Origin of the sequence: Pedobacter immunditicola (assembly GCF_037482985.1) — a bacterium.
Taxonomy (GTDB): Bacteria; Bacteroidota; Bacteroidia; order Sphingobacteriales; family Sphingobacteriaceae; genus Pedobacter; species Pedobacter immunditicola.
Window position 1 is genome coordinate 416289 of the sequence record NZ_JBBHKC010000001.1, and the last position, 17395, is coordinate 433683.

The following is a 17395-nucleotide window of genomic DNA, read 5'->3' on the forward strand; positions in this document are numbered from 1 at the left end:
AATGTCAGCAACAAATTGCGCACCTGCAATTGAAAGAAAAAAATTAAGTTTTTTAGACCGTTACCTCACCCTCTGGATTTTCCTGGCGATGGCGATTGGTGTATCCATCGGTTTTTTTATTCCATCTTCTTCAGGTTTCATCAACTCTTTTTCTAGTGGAACAACAAATATCCCATTGGCAATAGGGCTGATTTTGATGATGTACCCACCTTTAGCGAAGGTTAAATATGAGCACATGGGCAAAGTATTTAAAGACACTAAGGTTTTAGGTGTATCATTGGTATTGAACTGGGTGATTGGCCCGATACTGATGTTTTTGTTAGCCATTACCTTTTTACGGGACTATCCCGAATATATGGTTGGATTGATCCTGATCGGCCTGGCAAGATGTATTGCGATGGTGGTGGTGTGGAATGAACTTGCTGAAGGAAATCGTGAATATGCCGCCGGATTAATTGCCTTGAATAGTATTTTTCAGGTATTGTTCTACAGTGTATTTGCCTATGTTTTTATTACTGTTCTTCCACCGTATTTTGGTCTTCAAGGTTTAGCTGTAGATATCACTATTTCCGAAATTGCTAAAAGCGTGGGGATTTACTTAGGTATTCCTTTTGCGATGGGTGTGATCAGTCGGTATGCTTTGATAGCACTTAAGGGAGAGGAATGGTTTCAAAACAAATTTATACCACTGATCTCGCCAATTACTTTAATTGCATTGCTCTTTACCATCGTCGTGATGTTTAGTCTGAAAGGAGAACTGATCGTTCAAATTCCTATGGATGTGGTAAGGATAGCTATTCCGCTTGTGATTTACTTTTCGATCATGTTTGTGGTGAGCTTTTTCGCAGGGCGATATTTTGGTGCCGATTATGCTAAAAGTACTTCAATTGCCTTTACTGCTACGGGAAACAACTTTGAACTGGCTATTGCTGTTGCCATTGGTGTGTTTGGCATCAATTCCGGGCAGGCTTTTGCCGGGGTGATTGGGCCGCTGGTGGAAGTTCCTGCTTTAATTGCCTTAGTAAACCTTGCTTTCTGGTTTAGAAAAAAATATTATAAAATCGCACCAGCTGTTTAATCGCTTTGATGTCGCATCAAATCTGCAGCATTCAGAAACCATTAAATAATAACTATGATATGAAAATAGCGTTATTCTCAGATATCCATGCCAATCTACCCGCGTTGGAGGCCTTTTTTAAAGATGTGGAAACACGAAACACAGATGCCATTTATTGCCTGGGCGATTTAGTTGGATATAACATCTGGCCCAACGAAGTAATTGATGAAATCCGCAGACGTGGAATTCCTACCATCGCCGGAAATTATGACTGGGGCATTGGCAGATCAAGTGATGATTGCGGATGTGCCTATAAAACTGATGAGGAGAAAGCCATGGGTAAAGTGTCCATATCTTATACGAACGAAATTATAAAAGAGGAGCAACGTGCTTATTTAAGAACGCTTCCTGCCCACATCAGGTTGGAATATCAGTTGAACCATGATAAACGCAATGTGTTATTTGTCCATGGTAGTCCTCGTAAGGTGAACGAATATCTATTTGAAGACCGTGATGAAAAAAGTATGCTTCGTATCATGGAGCAGGCTGATGCTGACATTATGTGTTTCGGCCATACCCATCAGCCTTATCACCGTATTTTAAATTCGGGTACAGAAGGAAATGACCATTACCGTCATGCCATCAATATTGGATCAGTAGGCAAACCCAAGGATAAAGATCCAAGGGGAGGTTATGTGATCCTGACGATCAATCCAGATAGCACAGTAACTGATAAAGACAGCATTAATGTGGAGTTCATCCGTTTTGAGTATGATATAGAAAAAGCGGCAAAAGCAGTTGAAGACAGTCCTTTACCTAATGGGTACGCTGATATGTTACGCAAGGGATAGGAGCTATTGATCGGCAGCAATAATTTTCATTGCCTTATCAAGGATCTCATCTTTTCCTTCTAGAATTCCTTTTATAGTCGGTTCAACGATAATGTCCGGTATGATGCCAATCCTTTGTGTTTCTTTTCCGTCGGGATAGTAAACGCCTAAACCAGTAAACAAAGTAGAGATGCCGCCAGGAAGGTTAAACAAAGGCGTTACATTACCATCAGCGCCTGCGGTTTGACTTCCAATAATAATTGCATTCTTAGCGGTGCTAAAGCCCATGGCTGTAAACTCTGCATTACTTTGCGTAACTTCATTGACGAGCATAATGACTTTACCTTTATAAAAGTCCGGGTTCTTTTTCCCTATTTCTAATGGTTCATCAAATAAAAAAAGCCCTGGTTGATCTGCAACTTTGGTGAATTTTACAAATGGTGTGGGTTTTTCAAGTAAATATTCTCCCATCTCTTTAACAATTGGTTCTCTCGGATATGATCTTAAATCTATGATAAGGTGTTTAGTTTTTGATACCGCCTTGAGCACATCAGCTAGATATTTTTTTTTAACGCTACCCGGATTAAAGTAAGCGACATCCTTATTCAAGATTTTTAAACAGGTGTCTTGATACGTTGAATTCTTGTATAGGTTTAATACCTGCCTGGTATAGGTTGGAATTTGGGTGTCGATAATAGAATTATTGCGACTATAGGAGATGTTCAACAGGGAATCGTTGGTTTTTAGAAGTTCGGAGCTTAGATTTCGAAGTTTTGTAGGATAATTTGAAGCAGATATAAAAGGTAAATGGTCTTTGACAAGTTGTTCTACTGGAGTTTTATTTACGGAAAGGAGGATATCTCCTCGTTTTAATCCAGAAGACCGCCCCAGTTTCTCATCCAAATAACCCGTTACTACTGGCTTGTCTTCAATAAATTTAACCTCGATTGCCGGAAATCGCAATCCCACCGTCCGGGATAATGCAGAATTGTCTTCTGTCATGTAGGCGTGTGAATCGTGAATCCTTGCTATTAAGGATTTAACTGTTCTTTTGTTTGCTATTTCGGAGGATGCTTTAATGTATTTTGGAATATATTCCTCTAGAACTGTGTTCCAATCCTCTGCTATCAGGTATTTGTAGGGGAAGTAATAGTGTATGATATTCCAGTAGCGGAAAAGGCTTAGCAGACGGAAGCCTACATCAGGATTTTTTATGGTAGCATAGCTGGATTCATGCTTAAACTGGGGCACTGGTACTTCATTCAGAACACTTACATAATAATTTGGTTTTCGTTCTGCATCATTGATCCTAAGAAGAAGTTCATATAACTCTGGGCCAAGAGTTTCTGTGTTTATCCATTTAGCATCCGGCACTATTTTTACTTTTCCTGCATTTGGCAATTGAGCTTTCTTCACTTTAAATGCACCAAGGCTATTCATCCAGGTTAGAAAAACTTTATTTCTATCTTCAACTGAGCCTGCTTTCAATACATTCGGCAATATCCTGAACAATTCGAAATCCCAATTGTAGGTCCCGGAATAGGCTACAGGATGATGATACTTTAAAAATCCCCAGATCTGCCCCAATAGTGCAATGTTCTTTATTTGCTGAGGCTCCAAATTCGTAATAGCCACTTTCGACCCTTTGAGAAAAGTAGTATCCAGCTCAGCGGGCATTTTAATTTTAGCTTTCGCCAAACTTATATCTTTGCCATCTATCAATACTTTTAAATCATCAGCCCAAACTTGACCGGTCCCGCCATATAATCCTACACCCACCCAAAGGGTTTTCACGTTTTCTGTTAATGGTAACTTAACTGAGTACCGGGCCCATTCTTTAGTTCCAGTTAAATTTTGTGTTCTCATGAAGTCATAAAAGAGCACGCCATTCTCTCCATCAGCACGTAAGAACAAGCCGGCATAACCACCAATCACCCTGTCTAACTTGAGATAGCCTTGTAACTCAATAGTTTTACCAGAAAAATCAGCAGAAAAGGTGATTGCGGTGATCCCCTGCTTATCCAACTTTCCTTCTGGCGATTTTATAGCAAGTGAATAGTTGCCATTATGTTTGATCGAACTATCTTTTCCGATGATGTAATTTCCGTAAAACGTAAACCAATCCGGTGACAAGGCACCCTTGATGCTCTTACGCTCCATATTTAGATCCAAATCTTTAACAGTGCTGATTTTCTGTGCAAGCAATTGCATAGCGCTTATTAAAAGGGTAAGGGTAAGGGTAAGGGTAAGGGAAAGGATTCCTTTTTTTAACATAAAGATGTTGGTGTTTATAGTTTTTGAAAATTCTACAGCAATATACGACCCTGTCCTTTCAAATATATCTATATACGATTGTTTAACATTTTTTAACGAAAATGTCTTGCTTTATTTTTACGGATTCAGAAGCGCCTCATGACTCGATCGATTTTAATTTAATTAAACCTTTACTTTTTTTAGTACTTTATGAGGTCGTACGTTTAGATATGTTATAACAAGGCTGATTAATAATCCTTTATTCTAATGATGAAAATCAGCTACTCAACATACTGCTATTTAACTATAAAAATGTAATTATGAAAAAACTACACGCTCTTTTACTTCTCTCTTTCTTTACCATTTCCCTTTTTTCATGTAAAAAGGATGACAGGCACTGTATTCAAGTGAGATATATAAGTGGTTATTGCTTTTACCCTGGTGCTGGTTTAGTCGAGGTATTACAACCCAATGACGATGCAACAGCTAATACGCATAACCGTCATACCACCTATACAATGGCTTTATTGGATTTACCTGAGGAATTTAGGGTAAGAGATAAAGTATTTTTCGTGAGATATTATCATGATGCAGATTTGCCGGAAGCTGAGCCAAGAGCCTGCCCACTCGACATTGTACCTGCCAATCTGTTTGTAGCTAAATCAGCAAGCCTGACAGGATGCGATAATTAAATATCCTAATTTTCGGAAAAACCAATTAACATTTACGATATGAAATATTTTTTGGCCTTTTTTTATTCATCAATTTTAATTCCGGTATCATCAATCGACAATGCGAAAAGGTAAGGACTATTTTACCATCTTAAAAAGACAATAAACGTCGTTTTGGCCAATTCTCCAATTCGTTTTAACCGTTACAAATTCAGTTAATGCTATCAGCGAGAGTCAAAAGCCTGCGCTGCTTCCCAGCCAATCATGGCTGTTTTTCGTGTTGGTCCCCAGTGGTAACCACCAAAAATGCCTGTCGACTGGATGACCCGGTGACAGGGAATAAGGAAAGCGATTGGATTTTTACCGATGGCTGATCCCACTGCGCGGCATGCCTGCGGCTGATTAATTCCCGCAGCAATGGTGCCATAGGTTGATAATCTGCCTGCGGGGATCTTCAATAAGGCTTCCCAGACTTTTAGTTGAAAAGGGCTTCCTTTTAAATGGAGTTTGATTTCTTGCGTTTGGCTCCAATCCCTGCCAAACAGCTGCATTGCCTGTTGATGTATTTGTGGTTTGTCCTGGAGGTAATGCGCATTGGGGAATGTTTTCAGCAGCAGCTGAAAGGCATTTTCTTCTGTTCCTTCCACAAAGGCCAAATAACAGATCCCCTTATCGGTGGAGGCAATGATGATTTTTCCAAACATGCTTTCCGCAAAGCTATACTGGATGCGGAGCTGCTCAGCTCCGTTTTTAAATTCTCCGGGAGTCATTCCTTCAATATTAAGGAATAGATCATGAAGGCGGCTGGTTCCCGAAAGTCCTGTTTCAAGGGCGACATCAAATAAGGTAGCCTGTTGGGTTTTCAGCATGCTTTTGGCGAAATCCAGACTTAAGTATTGCAGGAATTTTTTCGGACTCACACCTGCCCATTCGCTAAACAGCCGCTGGAAATGAAACGGACTAAGGTTTACACTTTCAGCAACTTCATTTAAATCAGGCTGTGATTTAAAATTAACTTTGATGTAATCAATTGCCACGGCTATACGTTGGTAATTAATTGAATCTTGTGTTGTATTGATCACGGTATGCATGGTATTGATTTTAATTCCCTTCTTCAATAATCAAAGTTAAGCTTGTTAGCGTAATTTGAAACCCGAATCTTGCTAATTTAAATGGCCATAAGCAGGTGGTTAATCTTTCAGGGCTTCTGCCAGCTTAATTAAGCCTGTGATGGAAAACAAATTCAAGCTCATAAAAAATCAGTATTTTAGCACAAAATATCAATGCTTTCGCCGAGGCAACAATTATGGAAATAAAAAAGAAGGAAAAAAAAGCAAGTATTTTTAGTTTACTTAAGCCCTATAAAAAGTTAATTGCCCTGTTAATCTTTTTGGCACTTTTAAGTAATGGTATCAATTTGCTTCTGCCGACCATTGTTGCAGGTGGAATAGATGCTTATACTGCTGGGGTTTTTGAGGTGAAGCCTACTTTACTGCAGTTTTCAATGGCTATTGTTGCGGTATTTGTTTTCACTTATCTTCAAAGCATTGTGCAAACCTTTGCTTCCGAAAGGGTGGCTAAAGATTTGAGGGCAAAACTCTCTGATCAGATCTCCCGGCAAAGTCATTCTTTCATAGAAAAAGCGAATCCTTCCAAACTGCTCACCAACCTTACTGCAGATGTGGATTCTATTAAATTGTTCGTTTCCCAAGCTATAGTTTCTATTTCTTCCTCAATCTTCCTGATCATCGGCTCCAGTATTTTACTGCTGATCATCAACTGGAAACTGGCGCTACTCATTATCTCCATCATACCTATTATAGGAATCACTTTTTATATGGTGTTGCGAAAAGTTAAAGTGTTGTTTAAAAAAAGCAGGGAGGTGATCGACTGGCTAAATAAAGTCATTAATGAAAGTGTGTTGGGTTCTTCCCTCATTAGGGTGATCAATTCACAGCAACTGGAATACCATAAATTTTTAACTGCAAATGCACAGGCCCGTGATTTAGGCTTAGCTATATTGCGGCTTTTCGCCGGACTTATTCCGGCCATCGTCTTTGTGTCTAATTTGGCCGGCTTATCTATTCTGGCTTTGGGTGGGCATTTTGTCATCCAGGGAACTATGACCCTGGGAGAGTTTGCTGCCTTTAACAGTTACCTGGCTTTGCTGATCTTCCCCATCCTGGTGATTGGTTTCATGAGTAACGTGATTGCACAGGCTTCGGCTTCTTACCAGCGGATAGAAAATGTATTGCTAACAGCAGAAATTCCTGATGCGGGTACCATCACCGATACTTTAACTGGTCATATCGAAATGAAGGATGTTTCCCTGTATTACGGGCAAAAGCCGGCACTGAAGCAAATTTCTTTTTCCTTAGCGGCAGGGTCAAAAACAGCCATCATTGGTCCCACGGCTGCCGGAAAAACCCAGCTTTTATACATCCTCACAGGTCTGACTAACCCTGCATCGGGTGAAGTTTTATTTGATGGACACGCCATCAGCGAATATAATCAGGAAGCCTTTCACCGCCAGCTGGGCTTTGTGTTCCAGGATAGCATTATGTTTAACCTGAGCATCCGTGAGAATATTGCCTTTAGTGATACGGTAACCGATGAATCCCTGCAAAAAGCCATTGAAACGGCTGAGTTAAAGGATTTTATTGATGCCCTTCCCGAACAACTGAATACCATCGTTTCTGAGCGGGGCTCAAGTCTTTCCGGCGGACAAAAACAGCGGATCATGCTGGCACGGGCATTGGCTTTAAACCCTAAAATATTATTGCTCGATGATTTTACGGCAAGGGTGGATACACAGACCGAACAAAGGATACTTGAAAATGTTCAACGCAATTATCCTGGCTTAACCCTGCTTTCTGTGACGCAGAAAATTGCTGCGGTGACACATTACGACAAAGTGATTGTGTTGATGCAGGGCGAGATCATTGCCGAAGGAACACATGAGGAACTGATGAAAAACAGTCCTGAATATGTTCAAATCTATACTTCACAACAGAGTACCAGCAATTATGAATTACAATCTTAATCAGCATACAGAGAAACAGGAAAAGAAGTCGACTTTAACGGCCCTTAAAAAACTTCTTCAACTGATCAGTGATGAACGCGGCAATCTTCTAAAGGCACTGCTGACCATTCTTATTAATTCAGGCTTGTTATTGTTAGGTCCTTTTTTAATTGGATACACCATCGATTCCTATATCCGTACCGGTCAATACGATGGGGTATTGAAGTTTACAGGTATTTTGCTGGTCATGTATTTAATTGCATTGTTTACCGGTTACCTCCAAACAAAATTAATGGGCGGGGTAGGACAGCGCATGTTATATACCCTGCGGAATGCTATTTTTAACAAATTACAGGAATTACCGGTTGGCTTTTTTAACCAGAATAAAGCTGGTGATTTGATATCAAGGGTGAACAATGATACCGATAAGTTGAACCAGTTTTTTTCGCAGGCTTTAATGCAGTTTATTGGCAGCATTGTGACTATGATCGGTGCGGGGATCTTCCTGCTGGTCATCAATTTTAAACTCGGTGCCGCCACACTTTTTCCTGCTTTAGTCATCCTCGTGTTTACTGCGATTTTATCACCATGGGTAAAACGTAAAAATGCAGTCAACCTGCAGAGCACCGGAAAACTGAGTGCTGAAATACAGGAAAGCCTGACTAATTTTAAAGTGATCATTGCTTTTAACCGGAGGGATTATTTCCGCAAAAAGTTTGATGAGGTGAATCAGCATAATTATGATACCGCCATCAGCGCTGGTATCGCCAACAATATTTTTACCCCTTTTTATGGCCTGTTTTCGAGCTTCGCCCAATTAATTGTGCTCCTTTATGGGATCTACCTGATTGCTGAAGGTCAATTTACCATAGGTTTATTGGTCAGTTACCTATCTTATGCCACTAATTTTTATAATCCCCTTCGACAATTGGCTGCCCTTTGGGCCAATTTCCAGGTAGCTATGGCTGGCTGGGACAGGATCTCACAAATTCTTTCGCTGGAAAGTGATCTTGTTGATGTGAAAGCGGAACCTGCGGAAACCAATGCTTCTTTTTTGGAATTCAGGGAGGTTCATTTTGCTTATGCCGGCGGAAGGGAAATATTACATGACATCAATTTTAAACTGGAGAAAGGGAAAACGTATGCTTTGGTTGGACCCACCGGTGGGGGGAAAACAACTACAGCTTCTTTAATTGCCCGTTTATATGATCCTACAAAGGGTAGAATTTTATTGGAGGGAAGGGACATCCGTTCATTTACTGCTGAAGAAAGGGCAAAAAAGATTGGTTTCATTTTACAGGACCCTTTCCTTTTTACCGGCACGGTAAGGGAAAATATTTTATACGGCAACCCGCATTATAAAGATTATGCAAAGGAAGAACTCGAGGTCGTGATCCGTGAAGCGGAGCTTGGAGATTTGCTGGCTATATTTGATGAGGGCCTCGAAACGGCCATTATTTCTAATTCAGACAGCATCAGCCTTGGCCAGAAACAATTAATTGCTTTTATGCGGGCTGTATTGCGTAATCCCGAATTGCTGATCCTCGATGAGGCTACCGCAAACATTGATACCATCACAGAAAAATTGCTGAGTCATATTTTAAAGAAACTTCCAAAAGAAACAACCTTGGTAATTATTGCACATCGGTTAAATACGATAGAAAATGCAGATGAGATCTTTTTCGTGAATTCGGGGGAAGTAGTAAGGGCAGGAACACTGAGCCATGCGATGGATATGTTGTTAGATGGGAAAAGAATAAGTTAATGATAAAAACGGGTACGCTTAAATATTATGTTGCAGGTATAATAGCTTTTGTGGTATGGGGTGCTTTTGCCATTCCGCTAAAATTACTTAGTGACTATGCTTCCATGCAGATTCTTCAATACCGCATTTTTACCGCATTGATTCTTATTGCACTTTTTATCCTTGTAGCGGGCAAAGCTAAATTAAAACAAGACCTGAAGGTTTTTAAGGCCGGTACCAAAAAAGAAAAAATTAAATTGAGTGGCCTGATTCTGTTGTCTTCGGTTTTACTGATGGGTAATTGGTTCACTTACATCTATGCCGTTAACCATGTTAGTTTAACATCGGCGGCCTTTGCCTATATGGTTTGTCCTCTTATCACCGCATTTGGGGGCTTTTTTATCCTGAAGGAGCACCTTACACCGCTTAAATTATTGGGTCTGGGCATTGCCCTGGTCAGTATCTTGCTCCTCGCCACGGGATCCATCAGGGAAGTCCTTTGGTCGGTGGGTATTGCCTCTGTTTATGCTTTTTACCTGATTATCCAACGATTTATTACCCAGGTGGATAAATTAAATATGCTGGCGATTAACCTCCTGATTTCAGCAGTGCTCATGCTGCCGTATTTTTTTATGGATGACACCCCTTTTCCAACAGAACCAATTTTCTGGATTGTGATTGTGATTATTGCATTGGCCTTTACGCTCATTCCATTGTTTTTGAATTTATATGCTTTAATTGAATTGCCATCATCTACGCTAGGCATTATCATGTATATCAATCCTATTATTGCATTTATGATTGCCTTTATGTATTTCGACGAGCCTTATCATCTCAATCAGTTGCTGGCTTATGGTTTATTGGTTATTGCTATAGTAGTGTTTAATTGGGGAGTGGTCAAAGACTTGTTCAGTACAAAAAATAGCGTTCTGCCTGAATAATTATATATTTGTAATAATTGATTTAATATTAATTTATTTTATATTTAAAATAGTAATGGAAGTAAAAGATGCAAATGGCAACCTGCTTGCCGATGGGGATTCAGTAGTCGTTATGAAAACTTTAAAGGTTAAGGGTTCATCTGTGAGTGTTAAAAAAGGCGCTGTAGTAAAAAGGATCAGGTTAACTGATGATCCGGAAGAAGTGGATTGCAAAGTTGACGGAATGAGCATCGTTTTGAGAACAGAATTCCTGAAGAAACAATAACAAAACCCTAAAAAATTATATTTAAAAACCAGTTCATTACATGAAGATCGCCTTTTTTAGTACACAGTCTTATGACAAGATTTACTTCAATGAGGTAAACGTCCATTATGGTTATGAACTGGTTTATTTCGATCCACCATTAAACGAGCGCACCGCTGTATTAGCAGAAGGATGTGATGCGGTATGTATTTTCGTGAATGACAAGGCGGATGCTGCAACAATGGAAAAGTTGATCAAGATGGGGATCAGCAATATGGTACTCAGGTGTGCAGGCTTTAACCAGGTTGATCTGGATGCGGCAAAAACATTAGGGATGAAAATTCTGCGTGTTCCCGCTTATTCGCCGGAAGCTGTTGCTGAACATGCCGTTGCCCTGATTCTTACGCTCAATAGAAAAACCCATAAAGCCTATAACAGGGTGAGGGAAGGTAACTTCTCCCTCGACCGTTTAACGGGTTTTAACCTTCATGGTAAAACTGTAGGCATCATTGGTTTGGGCAAGATTGGCCGGGCATTCTCCAGGATCATGCATGGTTTTGGTTGTAAAGTAATTGCTTATGATCCTTTTGAAGTCAATGTGGCCGATTATATACAGTTGGTTACTTTAGATGAACTATTCGACAGGAGTGATATTATCTCCATTCATTGCCCGCTAACTCCAGAAAACAAACACTTGATCAATAAAGATACGCTCGAGAAAATGAAGCCTGGTGTAATGCTGATCAATACAAGCCGCGGTGCACTGGTCAACTCTGCAGATGCCATTATAGCTTTAAAACACGGTAAGTTGGGCTATATGGGTATTGATGTGTATGAGCAGGAGGAAAACCTGTTCTTTAGGGATTTATCAGAAAGTTTGATTCCTGACGATGAAATCTTGCGCTTAATGAGCTTTCCTAATGTGCTGATCACCGCACATCAAGCATTCTTAACCATGGAAGCGTTGACGGAAATCGCCGAAACTACCCTTGAAAATTTGAAGAATCTTGAAGAGGGAATTGCATCGGTTAACAGCGTGCTTTAAAAACCTATTATTTAACTTGTATGACCTTTGGAATTAGGGACTTGTAAATTAACAGGTTCATCAACACCATGGCCATTCCATAAAAAATATCTTCAACAGGAATCGTGAAAATCCTGGTGCCGAATATTTCTGCTTCATTATACCATACCACCGGGTTTTCTAACCCCGTACCGGTAAGGACGCCGTTCACTATCAAAAAAGGGAAAAGCAGGATGCCATAAATGAGGTAAAATCTTGATAACCATTGTACTTTCATAATGTATTTTGCTAGGATCAGGAATAATGCGGCGCAGATAAATGCAAACAACGTATAAACCTGTTGGTAATGGAGGACCCCGATGAGGATAAAACTCAGCACAAATAAAAGCGTCAGTTTACTTTCCAATGGATGTTCTGCCCTGTCTTTAAGAAACAGATCGATGCAATGATAAGTATAAACGCAAGCGTAGGGGATACAGAAGAAGAAGAGGATCTCTTCTAGGGGCAAGTTTCCGATAAAAATACCGCTAACATATTGTTCATTAAAACCCCAGATACCCAGGCCTGTAAAGTAATTATCCCATAACACGAAGAACAAGCCGGTAAGCAACACGGCAGGAAAGAAGGCTCGCCAGGTTTTATAGAATTGCAGCTTAGGGTGAAAAGAGAATATAAAAGGAACAATGATGGTGAAGAAATTGACCAGCAGATAGGTATATTTCATGATTTAAAATACTTTAAAGGGACCCAAAGCATTCCAAAACATTCACCATGTTCCTTATTTAAATGTTTATGATGCATTTTATGGGCACGGCGTAATGCTTTAAAATAGCGGTTATCTGTTTTTCGTAATATTTTGAAGCGCTGGTGGATAAAGATATCGTGCACAAAAAAATAAGCGGCTCCATAGGCGGTGATGCCGATGCCAATATAGAAAGCCAGGGAGACATGGTAAATTGTACCCAATGCCAGGCAAATGATCCCAGGGATGGCGAAAATTAAAAAGAAAAAGTCATTCCTTTCAAAAAAACCGGGATGATCTTTTTTATGATGGTCCTGATGCAGAAACCAAAATAGCCCATGCATGAGGTATTTATGCGTGAGCCAGGCCACCGCCTCCATAGCGATGAAGGTGAGCAGAACCACCATCAGTTTAACTACCCAATGTTCCATATATTTTATGTTTAAAATCAACCACCTTTGGGAAACAAATATTCAACCAGGCACTGTAATGTTCAGGGTTTTTGATCAGGTCTTGCTCCAGTTCAGCTAAGCTCAGGTATTTAAAAGCAGCTACCTCCGCCGGATTGGCAAGGGGCAGTAAATCACTCGAGCCGAAAAACACATGGTCAAACTCATGTTCAATTAAATGATTACCGAAGTTTGCCTTATAGGTGAAATTAAAGCCATACTGAAGTTCCGTTTGCATACCCATTTCTTCCTGCAGCCTCCTGTTTGCGGCAGCTAAAGTATCTTCACCAGGCCTGGGGTGACTGCAGCAGGTATTGGTCCATAAACCGGGAGAATGATATTTATCCAGTGCGCGTTGCTGCAAAAGCAGTTCTCCCTTACTGTTAAAAATAAATATTGAAAAGGCACGATGGAGCAATCCGGAAACATGTGCCTCCTGTTTTTCCATGGTTCCCATTTCCTGGTCATCCTGATTTACAAGTATTACCCGTTCTTCCATTGTTTCAACTTATTCAATTCTTCTTTGGTGCAAACCTTTGCCGAAAGCAAAAAATTAAACACCCGGTTTCTCAGATCAGTATCGGTTATTTTTCTCAGCCTGTCTATTAACAGCTTTTTATCTGCCTGGATATCGGCAGAATAACCTAAAACAGGAGGTATATTAGTTTGAATGGCAAACCTGAGGTACCTTAATTCATAATTTAAACTATCAGCTTTTATCGCATCTTCTATCAATGCCTTACCTTGTTTGAATTTATTCCACCTGGCCAGCGGATTAAACATGTGCTTGGCTTCAATCATCACTGAGGCACCCTGATAACCATTGATCAGCGGGTTCTTAGGATTGCAGGCATCTAAAATGGTCTTCAGCTCTTTGTTGGCTTTTTTACTCTCTGCAGCCTGTATCAACAAAGTACGTATTTTGACAATAGGTACGTTTTCAACAGTATATATATTGTTTTTTAACGGTGATGAAGCTATCATCAGCTTATAGTCATTGCTTTTTGTAAGCTGCAAGCTGATGATGGTTTCAGCAGCATGATTTTTGAACGGGAGAAGGAAGGTCAACAAAATAAGAAGTAGTTTCATAATGCATTCATTTTATACCTGATCATGGAATCAAACATTAAACCAATTTTGTGACTATTGGAAATTCTAATCCGTTGGTCCATGATCTGGTGTGCCGAAGCCTGTTTAATTTTGTTAAATAGTTCCTTGTAATAGATGTAAGACAAATATACGCCGCTCCTGGAACATAAGGGTAATTGTTTAATGCCAATGAGTGCCTGTTTAAATTCCTCCTCAATCTCTTCTTCAATATGCTTCTTTTGCAGGTCAGAAAACTGTGCCAGGTCTACACCCGGGAAATAATTCCTGTTTAGTTGCTGGAAATCTGCTTTTACATCCCTTAAAAAGTTTACCTTTTGAAAGGTGGATCCTAATTTCATGGCATATGGTTTCAAACGCTCATAGTTTTGCTTGTCGCCCTCTGTAAAAACACTTAAGCACATTAATCCTACCACCTCAGCCGATCCTAATATATAGCTTTCATACTTCTCTTCGCTGTAAATGGCTGGCTCCAGGTCCATTTCCATGCTCCTCAGGAACTGGCGGATAAGTTCATGGTCGATTTGATATTCATGCACTACCTTTTGAAAAGAGTTCAACACCGGGTTTAAGCTTATGCCCTGTGCAATCGCTTCAAAGCAATCATTCTTGAACTTCTCGAGTAAGTATTTTTTGTCGTAATCATGGAAGCTGTCCACAATTTCGTCTGCAAAACGTACGAAACCATAAATTGCATAAATGGGGTTACGTATTCTTTTGCTCAGGAAATAGATCCCCAGAGAGAAACTGGTGCTGTATCTTTTTGTGGTGATCTTGCTGCATTCTGCAGACAACTGGTCAAATAGTTCTTTCATCACACGGTTGATTTAAAGTGTTTTATGACTTGGTTTGCAGCCACCTGTCCGGAAATTAAAGACGGCGGGACTCCCGGACCAGGTACAGTGAGCTGTCCCGCATAAAAAAGATTGGAAACTTTTTTATTTCTGATGGACGGTTTTAAATTGGCAGTTTGCGATAAGGTATTTGCCAGGCCATAAGCATTACCTTTAAAAGAGTGATAGTCCGCAATAAAATCCTTTACACAATAGCTTTTTTTATAATCAATGCTCTTGCGGATATCCTGGTTACAATAGGTTTCGAGCCTGTTCATGACCATGGTGAAATATTCCTCTCTTTTAAATTCTTCATCTTTCAAGTCCGGTGCAATTGGAATGAGCACAAAAAGGTTCTCATGTCCTGCCGGTGCAACGGAGTGATCTGTTTTAGATGGACAGCAAACGTAAAACAGCGGCTTGGATGGCCATTTAGGATTTGTATAAATTTCTGAAGCATGGACCTTTAAATCTTCATCGAAAAACAGATTATGATGCTCCAGTCTTTTTACAGAAGTGTTGATGCCAAGATAAAAAATCAGGCAGGAGGGAGCCATCACGCGGTTTTTCCAGTAAGCATTTTTATAGTTGCGATAAGGCTCCTGCAGTAGTTCTTGTTCCATGTGGTGATAATCTCCGGCAGCTACTACCGCATGATAATTGCTGTGCCTTTTTGAAGTCGTAATTGCTTTAGCCTGGTTATTTTCAATATGTATGGTTGACACCGGTTCCCCAAGATTAAATTGAACACCTAAACCATCGCATATCTTCCGCATGGATTTGATGACTTCACCGAAACCACCTTCAGGATACCAGGTGCCTAATTTCAAACCCGCATAATTCATCAGACTGTATAAAGCAGGTGTTTCCTCGGGCGTGGCACCCAGAAATAAAACCGGGAATTCCATTAAGGCAATGAGCTGGGGATTCTTGAAATACTTCTTTACGTGTTTGCTGAAAGAAGTAAATACCTGCAGCTTAAATATGCCCCTGATCAGGTCCATGTCGGCGAATTCAAATAACGACAAGCCCGGTTTATAAACGAGGTTTTCTATTCCCACTTCATATTTAAACTTGGCTTCTTCCATAAAAGCGGCTAAATTTATGGAGCTGCCCGGTTCTATCAATTCAAAAAGTTTGCAGAGTTCGGTATAATCATCCGGAATAGGATAGACTTTATTTTTTGGGAAAATTATGGTAAAGGCGGGGTCAAGACGGGTAAGTTTATATAAATCACTCACCTCATACCCGAAATCCCTGAAGAATTTTTCAAACACATCAGGCATCCAGTACCAGCTGGGGCCCATATCAAAAACATAGCCATCGGTGGTCAATTGCCTTGCGCGGCCACCAACTTCCTCATTCTTTTCAAATACTTCTACCTGAAAGCCATTTTTAGCTAAATACGCAGCCGCACTTAATCCTGCAAAACCTGAGCCGATAACAGCAACCCTTAATTTATTTGTAACTGTGCTCATACTGTCAACTCATTAGGGTGAATGAAATTTTCAAAGGCTCCGATATCATTAAACCAATTTACCTGTTGTGGCATTTTTAAATCTGACAGCAGTTTATGACTTCCAGAAAGGTGTATTTGTAAATCCGGAAATTGTGCCGTTAAATGATCGATATAACTTTGTGCATCGGTCGTTAACCTTGCATAAACCATGAAAAGTAACAGGTGGTCTACCGGATTGTCTTTTACGGCTTGTATTAAAGAAGGCATTGGAACATGGCTTCCTAAATAGATTACCTTTTCTCCAGCTTCCTTTAGTACATAATTAGCGTAAAGTAAACCGATATCATGTCCTTCATCTTCCGGTAGAAATAAAAGCCAGACAGACTGTGGATTCTCTGGCGTTGGCAGTGCATCAATGGCAGAATAAAGTTTTTGCCGGATCAGGTTGGATAAAAAATGTTCCTGTGCCGGATAAATACTATCTTTTTGCCAAAAGAGGCCAAGCCTGACCAATAAGGGATAAATGATGTGCTGATAGGTTGCTTTCAGTCCATAATGGTCTGTACATTTAGATAGCAACTTGTTTATGGTTATTTCATCATAAGTGAGGCCATGATGAAGCAACTGAGATATATAAGGCTCAAATTGTTTGTTGTCAGCACTTAAAGCCACAATTTCTCTTTCAATATAAGCCTGCAACTCCTGGTCTGAAAGCGCACATATTTGGGATATTTTCAATCCCGATTCGCTCAGGCTAACAATATTCAAGAGTCTTTTCACTTCATTATCATCGTAATACCGCGTATTCCCGGCCGTGCGACTGGGCTTCAAGGCATTGTAACGCTGCTCCCATATCCTGATGGTATGTGCCTGTATGCCAGATAACTTTTCTAAATCGGAAATGGAGTATTGCATCGTTGTTTAAATAAACGCGTTTAAATTTAAACAAAGGTAAATAAATATGGTGTTGATTCTACATTTTTATTAAAAAAAAAGGCCGTCATAAATAACTCTTTAAT

General features: G+C 40.0%; 17 protein-coding genes. 8 read left to right on the forward strand and 9 right to left on the reverse strand.

Annotation, left to right across the window (positions count from 1 at the left end; translation table 11 throughout):
- Position 1 precedes the first annotated feature (1 nt).
- Both arsB and WG905_RS01745 read left to right on the forward strand, forming a co-directional pair.
- A complete protein-coding gene (gene arsB, locus WG905_RS01740; RefSeq protein WP_339589967.1) occupies positions 2 to 1078 on the forward strand; it encodes an ACR3 family arsenite efflux transporter in 1077 nt (358 codons plus the stop codon).
- 59 nt (positions 1079 to 1137) lie between these two features.
- Positions 1138 to 1908: a metallophosphoesterase family protein gene (locus tag WG905_RS01745; RefSeq protein ID WP_339589968.1), complete on the forward strand. Its 771-nt coding sequence runs from the start codon at positions 1138 to 1140 to the stop codon at positions 1906 to 1908.
- A 3-nt stretch (positions 1909 to 1911) separates the two neighbouring features.
- Here the strand turns inward: WG905_RS01745 and WG905_RS01750 are convergent, their stop codons facing one another.
- The gene (locus WG905_RS01750) at positions 1912 to 4161 is read right to left on the reverse strand and encodes a S41 family peptidase (protein ID WP_339589969.1); all 2250 of its coding nucleotides are present in this window, start codon (positions 4159 to 4161) and stop codon (positions 1912 to 1914) included.
- Between the two features lie 299 nt (positions 4162 to 4460).
- Between WG905_RS01750 and WG905_RS01755 the strand changes: the two genes are divergently transcribed.
- Positions 4461 to 4832, forward strand: a complete 372-nt coding sequence (locus WG905_RS01755; protein WP_339589970.1) for a hypothetical protein — start codon at positions 4461 to 4463, stop codon at positions 4830 to 4832.
- Between the two features lie 203 nt (positions 4833 to 5035).
- On the opposite strand, the gene WG905_RS01760 is transcribed toward WG905_RS01755, so the two are convergent.
- Complete coding sequence (locus WG905_RS01760) at positions 5036 to 5902, reverse strand: methylated-DNA--[protein]-cysteine S-methyltransferase (RefSeq protein ID WP_339590128.1); 867 nt, start codon at positions 5900 to 5902, stop codon at positions 5036 to 5038.
- Between the two features lie 215 nt (positions 5903 to 6117).
- Here WG905_RS01760 and WG905_RS01765 point away from each other — a divergent pair, with 215 nt between their 5' ends.
- From WG905_RS01765 to WG905_RS01785, 5 genes are read left to right on the forward strand one after another with little or no spacing between them, the layout of a single operon-like run.
- Complete coding sequence (locus tag WG905_RS01765; protein ID WP_339589971.1) at positions 6118 to 7854, forward strand: ABC transporter ATP-binding protein; 1737 nt, start codon at positions 6118 to 6120, stop codon at positions 7852 to 7854.
- Complete coding sequence (locus tag WG905_RS01770) at positions 7838 to 9598, forward strand: ABC transporter ATP-binding protein (protein ID WP_339589972.1); 1761 nt, start codon at positions 7838 to 7840, stop codon at positions 9596 to 9598. Before WG905_RS01765 ends, WG905_RS01770 begins: the two co-directional genes overlap by 17 nt.
- On the forward strand, positions 9598 to 10518 hold the full coding sequence (locus tag WG905_RS01775; protein ID WP_339589973.1) for an EamA family transporter: 921 nt from the start codon (positions 9598 to 9600) through the stop codon (positions 10516 to 10518). The genes WG905_RS01770 and WG905_RS01775 overlap by 1 nt, the downstream gene beginning before the upstream one ends.
- A gap of 55 nt (positions 10519 to 10573) precedes the next feature.
- Entirely contained in the window at positions 10574 to 10783 is a 210-nt protein-coding gene (locus tag WG905_RS01780) for a zinc ribbon domain-containing protein YjdM (protein ID WP_339589974.1), read from the forward strand.
- 40 nt (positions 10784 to 10823) lie between these two features.
- Entirely contained in the window at positions 10824 to 11807 is a 984-nt protein-coding gene (locus tag WG905_RS01785) for a 2-hydroxyacid dehydrogenase (protein WP_339589975.1), read from the forward strand.
- 7 nt (positions 11808 to 11814) lie between these two features.
- Here WG905_RS01785 and WG905_RS01790 read toward each other — a convergent pair whose 3' ends face one another.
- Genes WG905_RS01790 through WG905_RS01820 form a run of 7 tightly spaced genes read right to left on the reverse strand, consistent with a single transcriptional unit; the run spans position 11815 to position 17291 of the window.
- Positions 11815 to 12510: a lycopene cyclase domain-containing protein gene (locus tag WG905_RS01790; protein WP_339589976.1), complete on the reverse strand. Its 696-nt coding sequence runs from the start codon at positions 12508 to 12510 to the stop codon at positions 11815 to 11817.
- Positions 12507 to 12959, reverse strand: a complete 453-nt coding sequence (locus WG905_RS01795) for a sterol desaturase family protein (protein WP_339589977.1) — start codon at positions 12957 to 12959, stop codon at positions 12507 to 12509. The genes WG905_RS01790 and WG905_RS01795 overlap by 4 nt, the downstream gene beginning before the upstream one ends.
- Positions 12940 to 13476: an isopentenyl-diphosphate Delta-isomerase gene (gene idi / locus WG905_RS01800; protein ID WP_339589978.1), complete on the reverse strand. Its 537-nt coding sequence runs from the start codon at positions 13474 to 13476 to the stop codon at positions 12940 to 12942. The genes WG905_RS01795 and idi overlap by 20 nt, the downstream gene beginning before the upstream one ends.
- Positions 13461 to 14066, reverse strand: a complete 606-nt coding sequence (locus WG905_RS01805; protein ID WP_339589979.1) for a hypothetical protein — start codon at positions 14064 to 14066, stop codon at positions 13461 to 13463. The genes idi and WG905_RS01805 overlap by 16 nt, the downstream gene beginning before the upstream one ends.
- Positions 14063 to 14899: a phytoene/squalene synthase family protein gene (locus tag WG905_RS01810; RefSeq protein WP_339589980.1), complete on the reverse strand. Its 837-nt coding sequence runs from the start codon at positions 14897 to 14899 to the stop codon at positions 14063 to 14065. The genes WG905_RS01805 and WG905_RS01810 overlap by 4 nt, the downstream gene beginning before the upstream one ends.
- Positions 14899 to 16395: a phytoene desaturase family protein gene (locus WG905_RS01815; protein ID WP_339589981.1), complete on the reverse strand. Its 1497-nt coding sequence runs from the start codon at positions 16393 to 16395 to the stop codon at positions 14899 to 14901. The genes WG905_RS01810 and WG905_RS01815 overlap by 1 nt, the downstream gene beginning before the upstream one ends.
- Positions 16392 to 17291, reverse strand: a complete 900-nt coding sequence (locus tag WG905_RS01820) for a MerR family transcriptional regulator (protein WP_339589982.1) — start codon at positions 17289 to 17291, stop codon at positions 16392 to 16394. The genes WG905_RS01815 and WG905_RS01820 overlap by 4 nt, the downstream gene beginning before the upstream one ends.
- Positions 17292 to 17395: the final 104 nt, after the last annotated feature.